Annotated in this window: 18 protein-coding genes; 17 read left to right on the top strand and 1 reads right to left on the bottom strand. The window is 42.8% G+C overall.

The window, feature by feature from the left end:
* Nucleotides 1-7: 7 nt before the first annotated feature.
* From fliQ to AC2IOM_RS13845, 17 genes are all read left to right on the top strand, one after another.
* Nucleotides 8-277: a flagellar biosynthesis protein FliQ gene (gene fliQ, locus AC2IOM_RS13925; protein ID WP_486358690.1), complete on the top strand. Its 270-nt coding sequence runs from the start codon at nt 8-10 to the stop codon at nt 275-277.
* Between the two features lie 11 nt (nt 278-288).
* The gene (gene fliR, locus AC2IOM_RS13920) at nt 289-1068 is read left to right on the top strand and encodes a flagellar biosynthetic protein FliR (RefSeq protein WP_105170690.1); all 780 of its coding nucleotides are present in this window, start codon (nt 289-291) and stop codon (nt 1066-1068) included.
* Between the two features lie 9 nt (nt 1069-1077).
* Nucleotides 1078-2208 carry a flagellar biosynthesis protein FlhB gene (gene flhB / locus AC2IOM_RS13915; protein ID WP_486358689.1) on the top strand — a complete coding sequence of 377 codons (1131 nt, stop codon included), beginning with the start codon at nt 1078-1080 and terminating at the stop codon, nt 2206-2208.
* Nucleotides 2209-2289: 81 nt separating this feature from the next.
* A complete protein-coding gene (gene flhA, locus AC2IOM_RS13910) occupies nt 2290-4398 on the top strand; it encodes a flagellar biosynthesis protein FlhA (RefSeq protein WP_486358688.1) in 2109 nt (702 codons plus the stop codon).
* Nucleotides 4399-4419: 21 nt separating this feature from the next.
* Nucleotides 4420-5802: a flagellar biosynthesis GTPase FlhF gene (flhF, locus tag AC2IOM_RS13905; protein WP_486358687.1), complete on the top strand. Its 1383-nt coding sequence runs from the start codon at nt 4420-4422 to the stop codon at nt 5800-5802.
* On the top strand, nt 5795-6652 hold the full coding sequence (locus AC2IOM_RS13900) for a MinD/ParA family ATP-binding protein (RefSeq protein ID WP_010560570.1): 858 nt from the start codon (nt 5795-5797) through the stop codon (nt 6650-6652). Before flhF ends, AC2IOM_RS13900 begins: the two co-directional genes overlap by 8 nt.
* A gap of 8 nt (nt 6653-6660) precedes the next feature.
* A complete protein-coding gene (locus AC2IOM_RS13895) occupies nt 6661-7377 on the top strand; it encodes an RNA polymerase sigma factor FliA (protein ID WP_010560569.1) in 717 nt (238 codons plus the stop codon).
* Nucleotides 7378-7427: 50 nt separating this feature from the next.
* Nucleotides 7428-7811, top strand: a complete 384-nt coding sequence (cheY, locus tag AC2IOM_RS13890; protein WP_010560568.1) for a chemotaxis response regulator CheY — start codon at nt 7428-7430, stop codon at nt 7809-7811.
* A gap of 16 nt (nt 7812-7827) precedes the next feature.
* Complete coding sequence (locus AC2IOM_RS13885) at nt 7828-8601, top strand: protein phosphatase CheZ (RefSeq protein WP_486358686.1); 774 nt, start codon at nt 7828-7830, stop codon at nt 8599-8601.
* Nucleotides 8602-8615: 14 nt separating this feature from the next.
* Nucleotides 8616-10829 (top strand): chemotaxis protein CheA, encoded by a 2214-nt coding sequence (locus AC2IOM_RS13880; protein ID WP_486358685.1) that lies wholly within the window; start codon nt 8616-8618, stop codon nt 10827-10829.
* 11 nt (nt 10830-10840) lie between these two features.
* Entirely contained in the window at nt 10841-11995 is a 1155-nt protein-coding gene (locus tag AC2IOM_RS13875) for a protein-glutamate methylesterase/protein-glutamine glutaminase (RefSeq protein ID WP_486358684.1), read from the top strand.
* Complete coding sequence (locus AC2IOM_RS13870; protein ID WP_394226731.1) at nt 11988-12755, top strand: flagellar motor protein; 768 nt, start codon at nt 11988-11990, stop codon at nt 12753-12755. The genes AC2IOM_RS13875 and AC2IOM_RS13870 overlap by 8 nt, the downstream gene beginning before the upstream one ends.
* A gap of 6 nt (nt 12756-12761) precedes the next feature.
* The gene (locus AC2IOM_RS13865) at nt 12762-13730 is read left to right on the top strand and encodes a flagellar motor protein MotB (RefSeq protein WP_486358683.1); all 969 of its coding nucleotides are present in this window, start codon (nt 12762-12764) and stop codon (nt 13728-13730) included.
* Between the two features lie 8 nt (nt 13731-13738).
* The gene (locus tag AC2IOM_RS13860) at nt 13739-14515 is read left to right on the top strand and encodes a ParA family protein (protein WP_010560562.1); all 777 of its coding nucleotides are present in this window, start codon (nt 13739-13741) and stop codon (nt 14513-14515) included.
* On the top strand, nt 14508-15239 hold the full coding sequence (locus tag AC2IOM_RS13855) for a chemotaxis protein CheW (RefSeq protein ID WP_486358682.1): 732 nt from the start codon (nt 14508-14510) through the stop codon (nt 15237-15239). Before AC2IOM_RS13860 ends, AC2IOM_RS13855 begins: the two co-directional genes overlap by 8 nt.
* Before the next feature lie 59 nt (nt 15240-15298).
* A complete protein-coding gene (locus AC2IOM_RS13850) occupies nt 15299-15793 on the top strand; it encodes a chemotaxis protein CheW (RefSeq protein WP_010560560.1) in 495 nt (164 codons plus the stop codon).
* A complete protein-coding gene (locus tag AC2IOM_RS13845) occupies nt 15793-16194 on the top strand; it encodes a DUF2802 domain-containing protein (RefSeq protein ID WP_010560559.1) in 402 nt (133 codons plus the stop codon). The genes AC2IOM_RS13850 and AC2IOM_RS13845 overlap by 1 nt, the downstream gene beginning before the upstream one ends.
* Nucleotides 16195-16522: 328 nt before the next feature.
* Here the strand turns inward: AC2IOM_RS13845 and AC2IOM_RS13840 are convergent, their stop codons facing one another.
* Nucleotides 16523-16822 carry an EscU/YscU/HrcU family type III secretion system export apparatus switch protein gene (locus AC2IOM_RS13840; protein WP_100913029.1) on the bottom strand — a complete coding sequence of 100 codons (300 nt, stop codon included), beginning with the start codon at nt 16820-16822 and terminating at the stop codon, nt 16523-16525.

The following is a 16822-nucleotide window of genomic DNA, read 5'->3' as shown; positions in this document are numbered from 1 at the left end:
AGGCTAAATGCAACCCGAAGTTTTTGTAGAAGTACTCAGCGATGCGCTTTTTCTGGTTATTAAGTTGGTTGCAGCCATTATCGTACCAAGCTTAATTGTGGGGCTAATTGTTGCAATCTTCCAAGCTGCAACCTCAATTAACGAGCAGACCTTAAGCTTTTTACCGCGTCTTATTGTAACTTTACTTGCGCTTATTTTTGGTGCTCACTGGATCACCCAAGAATTGACTGATTACTTCCGTCAGATGGTGGGGATTATTCCGCAAATTGCTGGTTAAAATAGGCCTTTATGGAAATTTTATTTTCGCAATTAGTACAATACCTTTCGGATTTTTTGTTACCGTTATCACGCATTGCGGCAATGTTTATGGTGATGGTAGGTATTGGTGTGAAAACTGTTCCGACGCGCGTAAAAGTTGGGTTATCGGTACTGGTGACCTTGCTGGTAATGCCGATTTTACCACCTAGTCAATTTAACGAGCTATTCAGCTTTCAAATGGTCATTGTGGTGCTGCAGCAGATCTTGATTGGTGTTGCTATGGGGTTTGCGTCGGTAATGATGCTTAATACCTTTATCCTTGCGGGTCAAATACTAGCAATGCAAACCGGCCTTGGTTTTGCTTCAATTGTTGACCCTGCAAATGGGCAAAGTGTGCCTGCGGTCGGTCAGTTTTATTTAATTCTTGCAACCTTACTATTTTGGGTTTTTGACGGTCATCTAATGATGATTCAAATGCTTGTACATAGCTTTACTGCGTTACCTATTGATGGCACCTGGTGGCCTGTTGCAAACTTTCAAAAACTGGCGTTATGGGGCAGTTGGATGTTTGCGACAGCCTTAGTGTTATCGTTAGCGCCGTTAACTGCCATGCTAGTTATTAACTTCTCATTTGGTGTGATGACTCGTGCTGCGCCGCAACTTAATATTTTTACTATAGGTTTCCCATTTACATTGCTTGCCGGCCTTGTCATTATTTGGGCAACAATGACTAACTTTACTGCGCAATTTGAATTTCAATGGCTAAAAATGGTTGAATTAATGTGCGATCTTGTTGGTTGCCAGGTGTAAGGAACGGATATGGCTGACGGTTCAGATCAAGAACGCACCGAAGAGCCCACTGCCAAAAAATTAGCCGATGCAGCTAAAAAAGGTCAGGTGGCTCGTTCAAAAGAAACGGGCACAACCTTTGTTTTGATTGCTGCTGCCGTGAGCTTTTTATTGTTTGGTAAAGACATCGCTGTAGGCTTATATAATGTAATGGGGCGTTTGCTTTCGCTTAATCGTAATGAAGTCTATGACACGACCAAAATGTTCTCGGTGTGGGGCGAAGTTGCTAGCGAACTTTGGTATGGCATGACAATGTTTGTGTTGTGCTTACTGGTTGCAGGTGTAATTGGCAACACATTTTTAGGTGGCTTTAATTTTAGTTGGCAAGCGGCTGCGCCTAAAGCGAGTAAAATGTCGCCTCTCAAGGGCTTTGCCCGCATGTTCGGTAAACAAGCTGCTATTGAACTAGTTAAAGCATTATTAAAGTTTGGCCTGATTGCAACGGTTGCTGTTTACTTAATCAAAGGCTATTTCCCCGAAATTCTTACCCTGAGCTTAGAAGCGGTGCCCGGTAATATTGAACACGCATTATGGATCTTGGCGTGGATGTTTTTTGCGCTGGCGATGACGCTAATCGTTATAGCGTCAATTGATGCACCATTTCAAAAGTGGAACCATAACGAACAGCTAAAAATGACTTTGCAAGAAGTTAAAGATGAATTCAAAAACAGCGAAGGTGATCCACAAATCAAAGCCCGTATTCGTCGTACCCAGCGAGAAATGTCGCAGCGCAGAATGATGCAAGATGTACCAGATGCGGATGTGGTAGTTACAAACCCAACTCACTACGCTGTTGCGCTTAAATATGATACGGCGAAAGCCGGCGCTCCTATGGTTATTGCTATCGGTGGTGACCAAATAGCGCTGCAAATTAGAAAAATAGCAGATCGCTTTGACGTACCGATTGTCGAGTCGCCCGCATTGGCGCGATCATTGTTCCACACCAGTGAAGTGGGACAGCAAATTCCTGAGCAGTTGTTCGTTGCGGTGGCGCAAGTACTTGCTTATGTTTTTCAGTTAAAACAATTTAATAAAGGGCGTGGTAAACGCCCAGAAAAACTCGCTAAAGAGCTGCCAATACCTGAAAATTTCAAATATTAAACAGCACGTTATCGCCATTTTTCTTGTTGGAACGGTATTTGCTTTAGCTATACCAGTGTCAATATATTGAATAGCTGCTGTATGGACTTCAAGGCCACATTAAATCAATTAAACGCAAATAAATCGGATTACCTGAAAGGTATAGGTACACCTATTCTTGTGCTTGCTGCGCTCGGTATGGTTGTATTGCCTATGCCTGCGTTTTTACTCGATATACTGTTCTCTTTTAACATAGCGTTGTCGCTGGTCGTTCTACTTATTACCTTATATACCTTGAAGCCACTCGATTTCGGTATTTTCCCAACAGTTTTGTTAATAGCCACTATCTTGCGCCTTGCGCTTAATGTAGCCAGTACCCGAGTCGTGTTGCTTGAAGGTCACGAGGGCGGCGATGCAGCAGGTAAGGTAATTGAAGCGTTTGGCTCAGTTGTTATCGGCGGTAACTATGCCGTTGGTTTAGTGGTTTTCCTTATTCTAATCATTATTAACTTTGTGGTAATTACTAAAGGTGCTGGCCGTATTTCAGAAGTATCTGCACGTTTCACCTTAGATGCAATGCCAGGTAAACAAATGGCGATTGATGCAGACTTAAATGCAGGCTTTATTACTGCGGAACAAGCGCGAGAGCGCCGTACCGAAGTGACTCGTGAAGCCGATTTTTACGGTTCAATGGATGGTGCCAGTAAGTTTGTAAAAGGGGATGCTATTGCCGGTATTATCATTCTTGTTATCAATATTATTGGTGGTTTATTTATTGGCATGATCCAGCATGATTTACCGTTTAGTCGTGCAATGGAAGTATATACGCTACTTACGATAGGTGATGGCCTTGTTGCTCAATTACCTTCGCTACTTTTATCTATCGGTACCGCGATTGTGGTAACGCGTCAAAATGAATCGCAAAACATGGGCGAACAATTTCACGCTCAATTAGGCAATGACAAAGCCCTTTATATTGCAGCAGGTATTTTAATTGTAATGGGTTTAGTACCTGGCATGCCGAAAATCGCGTTTCTGGGTTTAGGTATGCTAATTTTGGGTGTTGCATATTGGAATAAGCGCATTAAAACACAAAAAGCAGAAGAAGAATCGAAACAGGTTGCAAAAGGCGGTTCACCAGGCCAAGAGCAAGCGCAAATTGAGCAAAAAGAGTTGGGTTGGGATGATGTACAGCAAGTAGATGTAATTGGCCTAGAGGTTGGTTACCGTTTAATTCCACTTGTCGACCAAGCACAAGGTGGTGAATTACTGAGCCGCATTAAAGGGGTGCGTAAAAAGTTATCTCAAGAGCTTGGCTTTTTAGTACCGCCGGTTCATATTCGAGACAATTTAGAGCTAGATCCGAACGAATACCGCATCACATTAATGGGGGTTTCTAGTGGTAACGGTGAATTAAAACACAATAACGAATTGGCAATTAACCCAGGTCAAGTATTTGGTGAAGTAAAAGGGGTTGCGACCAAAGACCCTGCATTTGGCTTAGATGCAGTTTGGATCGCACCAGAACAAAAAGATGAAGCACAATCACTTGGCTATACCGTGGTTGATGCTGCAACTGTGGTTGCAACACATATTTCTCAGTTATTACACAATAACGCAGCTTTGTTATTGGGCCATGAAGAAGTACAAAACTTACTTGATATGCTAGCCAAGTCGCATCCGCGTTTAATTGAAGGCTTAGTACCCGATATTTTACCGCTCACTACAATTGTAAAAGTACTGCAAAACTTACTTAATGAAGGTGTGCCAATTCGCGATATGCGTTCGATTGTTCAAACCCTCGTTGAGTACGGCCCTCGTAGCCAAGACCCAGACGTACTAACGGCTGCAGTTAGAATCTCACTGCGTCGACTAATCGTTCAAGACGTTGCTGGTAACGCACCAGAAATCCCCGTCATAACATTGGCGCCTGAGTTGGAACAGATGTTGCATCAGTCACTTCAAAGTGCAGGTGACGAAGGTGCTGGCATTGAGCCAGGGCTCGCAGAAAGACTACAAAATTCTCTCGGCGATGCGCATCAAAACCAGGAAATGGCAGGTGAACCTTCAATACTGTTGACATCAGGTATGTTGCGCAGCGTGTTATCGCGATTTGTGAAACACAGCCTACCGGGTTTGCGCGTGATGTCATATCAGGAAGTACCTGAAGAAAAACAGATCAAAATTGTTTGCTCAGTCGGTCAACAGTGATAAGTAGAGACGAGGTGTCACATGAAAATTAAACGTTTTTTTGCTAAAGATATGCGCAGCGCATTGAATGAAGTAAAGCATGAGCTAGGTCCTGATGCAGTTATCATGTCAAATAAGCGCATGGCTGATGGTGTTGAAATTGTGGCAGCTGTTGATTATGAAAAGTCAGTGCAAGCTGCACCTGCAGCGCCTAAGTTAAGCGAAGAAAAACCTCGTTTTAGTAATAATTTTGTTAAGCCAAAACCGCAAACAGCGACCCCTGAAAAACAAGCAGCGGTAGCAGATAGTTTATCGGCATTACTTGAGCGCCAAGCGAAAAAATCACCTCAATTTGATAAAGCACCTGAGCCAAAGCAGCCTCGTAATTGGTTTGATGACGATGATTCACTCACATCGACAAAGCAAGATGCCCTTGATAGCTTTGCTAAGCCAAAGCAGCAAAGCAGTTATGGCAACCAAGCTCAGTCGCTTGATGAAATGCAAGCGATGCGTGATGAAATGGCATCGATCAGACAGTTACTTGAGCACCAACTTTCTGGCTTAATGAATGAAGATATGGCGCGCCGTGACCCAACTCGTGCACTTTTACTCGACCGTTTGAAAGGTATGGGTATCAGTGAAGCAGTAGCGGACCAGCTTGCGTGTTTTATTCCAGATGACGTTGCACCGCGTCAAGCGTGGCAAGAAACACTTAATATGCTGAGCAAACAGCTATACACTGCAAATAATGAGATTTTGCGTCGTGGTGGCGTATATGCGCTAGTTGGCCCTACTGGTGTAGGTAAAACTACCACAGTTGCAAAGCTAGCTGCACTTGGCGCACAAAAATTTGGCGCCAACAATATCGCGCTAATCACAACAGATACTTATCGTATTGGCGCATATGAGCAATTATCGACTTATGGTCGTATTATTGGCTGCCCAGTAAAGCAAGTTAAAAATGCAGAAGAACTCACTGAAATTCTTTATCATTTAAGAAATAAGCGTCTAGTATTAATTGATACAGCAGGAATGAGCCAACGAGATATACGTTTGACTGAGCAACTTAACACCTTAATGCGCAATAGCCGAGTAGATATTCGCAGTTACCTTGTGTTAAGTTCAACAGCACAGCTTGAAGTACAGCAAGAGGCGATTAAACAGTTCAAACAGGTACAGTTAAGTGGTTGTATCTTCACAAAACTTGATGAATGTCTAAGTTTAGGTGAAATTATCAGTGTAGCCATTCAAAATCGTCTGCCAATAGGCTATCTTACCAATGGGCAGCGTGTACCAGAGGACATTCGTGTGGCAAATGCGGAAAAATTGGTCAGCAAAGCTCAGCAGTTGTATGCAAAACGAACAAACGCGCAAGCAAGACGTGCATCAAGCATGGCGCATCAAGCAGTAGGAATGTATGATTAACCCAGAATTAGATCAAGCTAGTGGCCTGCGGAAAATGAAAAACAACAACAAGGCTGTAAAAGTAATTGCGGTAACTGGAGGTAAAGGGGGAGTTGGTAAAACCAATGTCTCTCTAAACATGGCAATCGCCATGGCTCAGCAAGGCCAAAAAGTACTGGTACTCGATGCCGATTTGGGTTTAGCAAACTGTGATGTAATGCTGGGTTTGCGTGTAGAGCGTAACCTTTCTCACGTGCTTTCAGGTGAATGTGACCTCGAAGATATTTTAGTTGAAGGGCCGTATGGTATGAAAATTGTACCTGCGACATCTGGCTCTCAAAATATGGTGGAATTAACACCATCTGAACACGCTGGCCTTATTCGCGCTTTTGGCGAATTAGACTCACACTATGATGTATTAGTCGTTGACACTGCGGCCGGTATTTCAGATATGGTGCTTAGTTTTTCCCGCGCTTCACAAGATGTGCTTGTTGTTGTGTGTGATGAACCAACATCAATAACCGATGCTTACGCACTGATTAAAGTGTTAAGCCGTGAGCACGGTGTGTACAAATTTAAAATAGTTGCGAACATGGTACGCAGCTTAAAAGAAGGCCAAGAGCTTTTCGCAAAATTATCAAAAGTAACTGACCGCTTTTTAGATGTATCGCTTGAGCTAGTCGCAACAGTTCCATTTGATGAAAATATTCGAAAAGCGATTCGTAAACAAAAAACCATTGTTGACGTATTTCCAAAATCGCCTGCAGCAATTGCGTTCAAAGCACTTGCAACTAAAGCGGCGAGCTGGCCAATTCCAAATCAGCCGTCAGGACACCTAGAGTTTTTCATTGAGAAACTGGTTAGTAATTAGGAACGCCTATGAAAAGAACCGCTGCCTATGCTAATCAAAATCAATTATCGCAACTTGTCGAACAGCATACGCCGTTGGTTAAACGCATTGCCTACCATATTTTAGCGCGTCTACCGGCGAGCGTTATTGTCGAAGACCTCATTCAGGCAGGCATGATAGGACTCATTGAGGCTGCTAAGAACTTTGATGGCAGTAAAGGTGCGAGCTTTGAAACCTATGCGGGTATTCGTATTCGCGGTGCAATAATTGATGAAACGCGTAAAGGAGACTGGGTACCTCGCTCAGTACATAAAAACGCCCGTGAAGTCGCCGCGGTCATCAATCAGCTAGAATCATCACTCGGACGTGAACCAAAAGACAGTGAAGTAGCTGAAAAACTTGATATTACGTTAGATGAGTACCATCATATTCTAAGGGATATAAGCAATGGTAAAATTATCGGCATTGAAGATCTCGGTGTTGATGAAGATGTCATCGACGCAGGGCTCGGCAATAAAGAACAAAATCCATTAGTTGATATTCAACAGGATAAATTTAATAAAGCGTTAGTAGAGGCAATACAAACTTTGCCAGAAAGAGAAGCGTTAGTGCTGTCACTTTACTACAATGATGAAATGAATTTAAAAGAAATTGGGCTAATTCTTGAAGTGAGTGAATCAAGAGTGAGCCAAATACATAGTCAGGCCATGGTGCGCCTTAAAGCAAAAGTCCATGACTGGATATAGAATAAAAGTAGTAAGTAAACAATTAGGTGCATACCTCACTGGAGGATATTTTGGATAAAAACATGAAAATTCTTGTAGTTGACGACTTTTCAACGATGAGAAGAATCATTAAAAACCTGTTAAGAGATCTTGGTTTCACAAACGTGCAAGAAGCAGACGACGGTAGCACTGCGCTACCAATGCTGCAAAACCAAGAGTTTGACTTTGTAGTTACGGATTGGAATATGCCAGGTATGCAAGGTATAGATTTGCTGCGCGCGATTCGCGCGGATGACAGTCTAAAACACATACCGGTACTAATGGTAACTGCGGAAGCCAAAAAAGAGCAGATCATTGCTGCAGCGCAAGCAGGTGTAAACGGTTATATCGTTAAACCATTTACAGCAGCAACGCTTAAAACAAAGCTTGATAAAGTTTTTGAGCGTTTAGGCTAACGGGAAGGAGAGGTTTATGTCAGCAAGTGCTGCGCCTCAAATTACCTTAGAACAAGCTAAGCAGCTAGTTGCGTTTCTTGAAAACGATGAGCAACAACAAGCGCAAGAGCTGCTAAAGCAAGTTACGGCAATTGAGCAAGATGAATTATTTGATGAGGTAGGCAAACTAACTCGTCAACTGCATGATTCATTGAAAAATTTTCAACTTGATACCACTTTATCGGCGTTAACAACTGAGTCTATTCCTGACGCAAAAGAACGTCTCAATTATGTTATGGAAATGACAGAGCAAGCTGCGAATACAACGATGGACGCCGTTGAAGCATCGCTGCCTATTGCCGATAACTTGCAAACAGGTCTCAACAATATTAAGCCCAAATGGGACAAATTAATGTCGCGAGATCTTAAAGTTGGTGAGTTTAAAGTGTTATGTCATGAGCTAAACGGCTTTATGGACGAAGCAAAAACAAATTCTGATAAATTAAATGCATTAATGACAGAAGTGCTCATGGCCCAGGGTTATCAGGACCTCACAGGTCAAGTTATTCGACGCGTAATCGAGCTTGTCCGAGAAGTCGAGGATAGCCTGATTCATATGTTAACTGTGTTTGGCACACCTGTAGAACATGATGAATCGCCTGAAACGACAATACAACAAGAACAACAAATGGTTGCTGATGGTGAATTAGACCAAGTAGCTGAAGGTCCAATTATAAATGCTGAATCACGTGAAGATGTGGTTTCAGGTCAAGATGAAGTAGACGATCTGCTGTCTAGTTTGGGCTTCTAATCGGAGAAAAATGCATGAGCTTTGATGTCGATGAAGATATTTTACAAGACTTTTTAGTCGAAGCCGGTGAAATCTTAGAGTTGCTCTCAGAACAGTTAGTTGAACTGGAAAATAATCCAGAAGATGCTGATTTACTGAATGCGATATTTAGAGGGTTTCATACCGTAAAAGGGGGCGCTGGCTTCTTGTCTATGACAGAGCTAGTCGATGCATGTCACGGCGCAGAAAATATTTTCGATGTTTTACGACAAGGCCAACGCAGGGTTACTCCTGAATTAATGGATGTGATTTTACAGGCACTTGATACCATCAATGAAATGTTTGCTCACATTCAAAATCGCGCTCAGCCCGATCCTGCTGACCCGCAGCTACTGGCAGAACTACATAGACTTAGTCAGCCTGAAAGCGCAGATGAAGCACCGGTAGCCGAAGCGCCAGCAGAAGAAATTGTCGAACCAGAAGCTGTCGAAGAAGACCCGTTTGGTGATATTTTATTTGATGCTGATGCGCCAAGTGATGAAGCACAATCTTCTGGCGATAGCGTTGACGATATCACAGAAGAAGAATTTGAAAGCTTATTAGATGAGTTACACGGCTCTGGTAATGGCCCAGCCTCTAATGCAGCGCCAGAAGCGAGTGAAAGTAGCGACTCTGATGAAATCACTGATGATGAATTTGAAAGCTTACTCGACGAATTACATGGCGCTGGTTCATTCGGTGGCGCGTCTGAGACAAGTGCGCCAGAAAGTGCAGCTCCAGCGGCTTCATCGGGTGACGATGAAGACATTACCGAAGATGAATTCGAAGCCCTACTTGATGAACTTCATGGCAAGGGTAGTGCGCCAAGCACTGCTGAAAAATCATTTAATACTGATGCGGTAGCGGCAAAACCGGCAACGCCAACACCACCTCCTGCGGCTAAGCCAACGCCGGCGAAACAACAAGCTTCAGCACCAAAACCAGCAGCTGCTAAGCCTGCTGCGCCAAGTGCAGCCAAACCAGCTGCAGCGCCAAGTAAAGCACCAGCTAAACCGGCAGCGCCACCGGCTGAAACGACAGTGCGTGTTGATACCAAACGCCTTGACCAAATCATGAACATGGTCGGCGAACTGGTATTGGTTCGAAATCGACTTGTCAGCTTAGGTGCTAACGTTAGTAATGAAAGTATGGGTAAAGCCATTTCTAATTTAGATGTGGTGACCGCAGACTTACAAGGCGCGGTAATGAAAACCCGGATGCAGCCAATCAAAAAAGTATTTGGCCGTTTCCCTCGCGTTGTACGTGACTTAGCTCGCAGCTTGAAAAAAGAAATTAATTTACAGCTAGTTGGTGAAGAAACAGATTTAGATAAAAACCTTGTTGAGGCACTTGCAGATCCGCTAGTTCACCTTGTACGTAACTCGGTGGATCACGGTATTGAAATGCCAGACGATCGTGAAGCTGCAGGCAAACCACGCACCGGTACGGTGACGCTGTCAGCATCACAAGAAGGTGACCATATCTTACTTACCATTGAAGATGATGGTGCGGGTATGGACGCAGAAAAGCTGAAAAGTATAGCGATTGGTAAAGGTGTAATAGATGCCGACCAGGCAGCTCGACTGTCAAACAACGAAGCGTATAACTTAATCTTTGCGCCAGGTTTCTCTACCAAAGAAGAGATTTCTGATATTTCTGGTCGTGGCGTGGGTATGGACGTGGTTAAAACCAAAATTACCCAATTAAACGGTACAGTGAATATTGAATCAGAAAAAGGCAAAGGCACAGTACTTGAAATTAAAGTACCACTGACGCTCGCTATTCTACCTACTTTAATGGTCGTAGTTGGTCAGCAAACGTTTGCATTACCACTCGCCGGTGTAAGTGAAATTTTCCACTTAGATCTTACTAAAACAAATCTAGTTGATGGGCAGCTAACGATTATCGTACGTGATAAAGCGATTCCGTTGTTCTATCTAGAAAAATGGTTGTTACGGAATCCTCGCAGCGAACAAAAGCGTTCGCAGGGGCATGTTGTTATTGTGCAATTAGGTACGCAACAAATGGGCTTTGTGGTTGATTCCTTGATTGGTCAGGAAGAAGTGGTAATCAAGCCATTAGATGCTTTATTGCAAGGTACGCCGGGTATGGCGGGCGCAACAATTACGTCAGATGGTGGCATTGCACTAATTTTAGATGTACCAAGCTTGTTAAAGCACTACGCAGGCCAAGGTCGCAATAAAAAGTAAGAGAGCACTTAATGACAATTAGGGTTTTAGTAGTAGATGATTCAAGTTTTTTTCGCCGTCGTGTGAGTGAAATCTTGAGTCAAGATCCCAATATTGAAGTGATTGGCACAGCTAACAATGGTAAAGAGGCGGTTGAAAAAACTGCCGAATTACGACCATCGGTTATCACAATGGATATTGAGATGCCTGTGCTTGACGGTATTAGCGCTGTAAAGCAAATAATGCAGCAAACGCCGACACCAATATTAATGTTCTCTTCGTTAACGCATGATGGAGCAAGTGCAACGCTTGATGCACTTGATGCCGGCGCGTTAGACTTTTTACCTAAAAAGTTTGAAGATATTGCTCGCGACAAAGAAGAAGCAACGAAAGTACTTCAACAAAAAGTTAAAGAAATAGGCCGTCGCCGAGTAGGTGGTTTTAGACCACAGCGTGCAACATTAAATCAAGCGTCTACGGCAAGAGCAACACCTGAGCGCAGCACTAGCTCAACGTTACGTCAGCCTGATAGAACCTTTGCTGCTCGCTCCACACCGGCTGATTCGCGTGCGGCAACTAAAAGCGAAAGACCAAAAGCATCTGGTAAACAATATAAGTTAATGGCAATTGGTACTTCTACAGGTGGTCCGGTTGCGCTGCAAAAAGTGCTTACGCAGTTACCAGCCAATTTTCCTCATCCAATTTTGTTGATTCAACATATGCCAGGTGCATTTACACCGGCATTTGCACAGCGATTGGATTCACTTTGTCGAATCAAAGTTAAAGAAGCAGAAAACGGCGACTTGCTCAGACCAGGCGTTGCATATTTAGCACCTGGTGGTAAGCAAATGCTAGTTGAAGGTCGTAGCGGCAATCAAAAGCTAAAAATCTATGAAGATGATAGCGCTCGTGTCACTTACAAACCAAGCGTTGATATCACTTTTGCTAGTGCAGCAAAAAGTTACGGTGACTCAGTGTTGGCAATTGTACTTACTGGTATGGGAGCTGATGGCCGAGATGGCGCACGTATGCTTAAACAGGCGGGCTCTAAAATTTGGGCACAAGATGAGGCGTCTTGCGTTGTATACGGTATGCCCCAAGCAGTTGCAAGTGCTGGTTTAAGCGAGAAAAGCATCGCATTGGATGACGTTGCTAAACATATCAACACGGAAATAGGTTGTGGATAAACTAGCCGTTTTTGGTGCGATTATAGCGTTTGTAGCAATTGGCTTAGGGTATACCATTGAAGGTGGTGTGCTGGCGAATTTGTTTGATTTGTCAGCATTCATAATTGTGTTTGGCGGTACGCTTGGCGCGGTAATGTTGCAGGCAACTAAATACCAGTTTACCACAGCCATTAAAATGCTGCCTTGGGTGATAACGCCACCTAAGCATGATTTTGCAAAAGGCATTGAGCAAGTAAAAAACTGGGCGGCAAAAGTACGTCATGACGGCTATTTGTCGTTAGAAAACCTTGCTATTGATGAAAAAGATCACTTTGTATCAAAAGGCCTAAATTTGCTTGTTGACGGCAGTGACGAGCAGCAGTTCTTTGACACCATGGAAAACGAAATTTTGCAACGTCGCAATGCACTTAACGAGTCAAGCCAAGTGTATCATGCCATGGGGGGGTACAGTCCAACTCTCGGTATTCTCGGCGCCGTACTCGGTCTTATTCAAGCAATGAACTTTATTCAACAACCCGATATGTTAGGTGCGGGTATTGCCACTGCGTTTGTTGCTACTATTTACGGTGTTGGCTTTGCCAATCTTCTTTATATTCCAATTGCCAATAAATTGGCTTATTTAGTGGATGAACATTGCCGTTATCATCAGATGTTAGCTGAGGGGATGTTTTGCATTCTTCAAGGTGATACGCCTAATGCCATTGAACAAAAGCTTTCGGCGTACTTAATCGAAAAAAATAATAAGTCGTTGTTTAGGTAGTCGTGTATGCCACGCTTTAAGCCTTTTAAGCAAACCGAACAAAACGATAACACACATCGCTGGCTAGTTTCTTACGCCGATTATATGACATTAATGTTTGCATTATTTGTTGTGATGTACGCGATGGCCATTATCGAAGAAGAAAAATTTTCAGTGTTGTCAGACACAATTTCTCATGTGTTTAAAACAACAGACCAATTTAGCAAAGGTACGGGAAAAGGCGTATCTGGTGAAGGCATTCTTACGAGCAACGAACCAAAAGTTGATTCGCAACTGCACGGCATTAGTATTGTAAATGAAGAAAAAGGGCCAGAACTTGTCGATGGGCGAGGAGAGCTGAGTAATTTACAGCAAAAGTATTTAGGCCAGCCGCTCGATGCGCTTGAAGAAGAGCTTAAAAAAGCGATATCTGATGAAATTGAAGCGGGGCAAGCGCAGTTAGAAAAAGACATGAATTGGCTTACCATAGAGCTGAGTTCAAGCTTGTTGTTTGCCAGCGGTAGCGCGGTTGCCACTGAACGTGCAAGAACTGTTTTACGTTCATTACTGCCAATTTTAAATGCTAACCGAAACTACTTAAGAGTGCGTGGTTACACTGATAATCAGCCGATAAATAATGAAGTATTTCGTTCTAATTGGCATTTATCGGTAGCCCGTGCGACCGAAGTGCTGGTATGGCTTGAGTATCTCGGCATAATCCCTGCAAGAATGGCTATTGAAGGGTATGGTGAGTACTCGCCGTTTAGCGATAATAATGACGAACAAGGGCGTCAACAAAATCGCAAGGTGGTGATCGCAATTTCAAAATATGCATTGCCAGAAACCGGTGAAACTGAGATAACAGCTAACGCAAAACAAACCACTGAGCAAGCGGTGGAGAAGTTAAGGCAGGATGCAGAAAAAGACGATTCACTTAAAGTAATCGAATTACCAAATGGTGGTATTCGCATAACAACCCGAGAACAAGAACAATAGGTATTCGCTTGAAAATTTGGACGGTAGCAAATCAAAAAGGCGGTGTGGGTAAAACCACAACCACAGTCACCTTGGGAGGCTTATTAGCGTCTCGTGGTAAACGTGTGTTGCTGATTGATACCGATCCACACGCGTCATTGACTTATTATTTTGGTATTGACTCTGAAGAGCTAGAAGTGAGTGTGTTTGATATTTTCTCACGTGGTAAAACCATGGCACGTGAAGAAATTTTGCAATCTCTGTGCCCGTCAGGGGTAGAAAATTTAGATATTTTGCCAGCTACTATGGCAATTGCCACACTAGATAGAAGTCTCGGTAAAAAAAGTGGTATGGGCCTTATTTTGCGCAATGCACTCGATAAAATTAGTGACGAATACGATGTTGCGATTTTGGATTGCCCACCAGTACTTGGTGTATTAATGGTTAATGCACTCGCTGCATGCAACCGCGTATTAATTCCTGTGCAAACGGAGTTTTTAGCACTAAAGGGCCTAGACCGTATGATGCGCACTATGGAGCTAATGCAAAGTTCACAAAATAAATCGTATAACTATACGATTGTGCCCACTATGTACGATAAGCGCACTAAAGCGTCACTTGAAGCATATAAAAAATTACGTGCCACTTATGGCGAAAAAGTATGGCCGGGCGTTGTTCCGGTCGATACTAAATTACGAGATGCAAGTTTAGCCATGCAGGCACCACACAAATATTGTCCGAAATCACGCGGGGTATTTGCTTATACTTCTTTGCTAGAACACATTGAAGAGGCAGTGAATGACTAAGCAACTTTTTGCAAATGAAAAGGTAATGAAGCAGTATCTAGATGCCTTATTGCAAGAAGATATTGCGCGCGACTCAGTCGCCAACCCAGTTGAAAATTTATTAAGTGACGTTGAAGTTAAAGCTGCCGAGCATCAGCAGGCTACAACTGAAAAGGTAATAGCAAAGCCAGTTGTAAAAGAGCCTGTAATTGTACCGGAAGTTAAGGTAGAGGTAGTTGAAGCGGTTGAAGTTGCGTTACCGCCAGCACGCACGCAAGATGCCACATATGATGATGACGAATTCCAGGCGCTTTACTTTGAAGTTGCAGGCTTAACGCTTGCTGTGCCGCTCAAGGCATTAGGTGGAATCTACCAATTAGGTGAAGTAAATCAAATATTTGGCAAGCCAGATTGGTTTAAAGGGGTGATGCTTCATCGTGAACAAAAGCTCAACGTAGTTGATTCAGCGCGTTGGGTAATGCCAGAAAAATATAACAAAAAGTTAGAAGAAGCGCTAAACTATCAGTATCTTATAATGTTAGGTGAATCTAACTGGGGGCTGTTAGCTGAGCGTTTAATTGATAATGTCAGTTTATCGCATCAAGATATTAAATGGCGTGATAAAGGTGGTCGTAGACCATGGCTAGCGGGATTAATTAAAGAGAAAATGTGTGCTTTAATTAATGTATCAGCAATGACTGAATTATTAGATCAAGGTTTAGATAGCCAAGACGATGACGCATAGCGCTAAGTCGTTTAGTTAGTAGCAGTTAATACATATCCACATTGGATAGGAGCTTAAAAATGAGTGAAGAAAGAGTTCTTTCGTCAAATGCAACCGACGTAAATGATGAAGTATTGCAATGGGTTACGTTTCACTTAGGTGAAGAAACGTACGGTATTAATGTAATGCAAGTGCAAGAAGTGTTGCGTTACAGTGAAATTGCTCCTGTACCAGGCGCTCCGGGTTATGTGCTAGGTATTATTAACCTACGTGGTAACGTGGTTACAGTAATTGATACACGTACTCGCTTTGGTTTACAAAGTGCAGAAGTGACCGACAACTCGCGTATTGTGATTATTGAAGCTGAAAAACAAGTGATTGGTATTTTGGTTGATAGCGTTGCAGAAGTAGTTTACTTACGCACATCTGAAATCGATAGCGCACCAAATATCGGCACTGAAGAAAGTGCTAAGTTTATCCAAGGTGTTTCTAATCGCGATGGCGAATTACTTATTTTAGTCGATCTAAATAAACTTCTAAGTGATGAAGAGTGGGATGAGCTAAGTAATTTCTAATGATTTGGCAAATTATCTCTATTCTTGCGCTTTGTGTTGCGGTTTGTGCCTGTGTTGTTGCGTTTCGTGCGCTTTCGCGTTTAAAACAGGTGCAAATTGTTAACTCACAAAGTGAATCGCAGTTAACCAAACAGCAAACAATTAATAAAAACGAAATAGAAGAGATCCGCTCGGGCCTACTTAAAATTGGTAAGCATGTGATGGAACTTCAATCTGAAACGCAAGAGCTAAAACAAAAACAACAAGATATTCAGTTGGCTGATCCTGAATCTAAAATTTACTCACGCGCAGTAAAAATGATTGAGCTTGGGGCTGATATCGAAGAAGTGATGCGAGAGTGTGAATTGCCTCGCGCAGAAGCTGAGTTGTTATTTACGCTTCACCAAAAAGAAGGTGAGTAATTACTATTTTCTAACCTAGGGCGGCTGCTCTAGGTTACCTTTCCATTGCGCCTCAAACTGCAGTATATAATCGATTAACGCTAGGCTTCGATATAGAACTAAATTCACAACGGCTCAATTAGCTTTAGCGTTTACCTTCTTATGCATACAAAAGTGCAAAAAATACCAATTCTGTTAAGTATGAGATCAGGGATAGCGCTGGATAAATGAAATGATAACACGGTGTAATTTTTCCTATGTAGTTGTTCTACATTGATAAATTATAACGCAGTTAGCATGATATTTAGCCCGCTAGAATGATCAGCTACATAAGTAAATTGGTATAAGCTTACACCTTTACATCTAATTTATTGTGCAGCGCTAACCAGCCCGGTGGGAACTTTCCTTGCAGCACATATGAAAATGCAATGAGTTCGGCAATAACATAATAAAGCTCTTCTGGAATTTCTTGCCCCACTTCGAGGTTTGCTAAGCTGTTTGCTAGCGCTTCGTCTTGATGAAGTAAAATATCATTGTCTTTCGCATATTGAATTATGTGTTCGGCTAACTCCCCAAACCCTTTACTGCTTACTTCTGGTGCGCCTTGGCCATCATATATTAAGCCGATTGCTGATTTTTGCGTTGTCAT

It is taken from the genome of Pseudoalteromonas sp. NS-SX12, from assembly GCF_057367955.1.
This window is presented reverse-complemented; position numbering and strand designations above follow the sequence as displayed.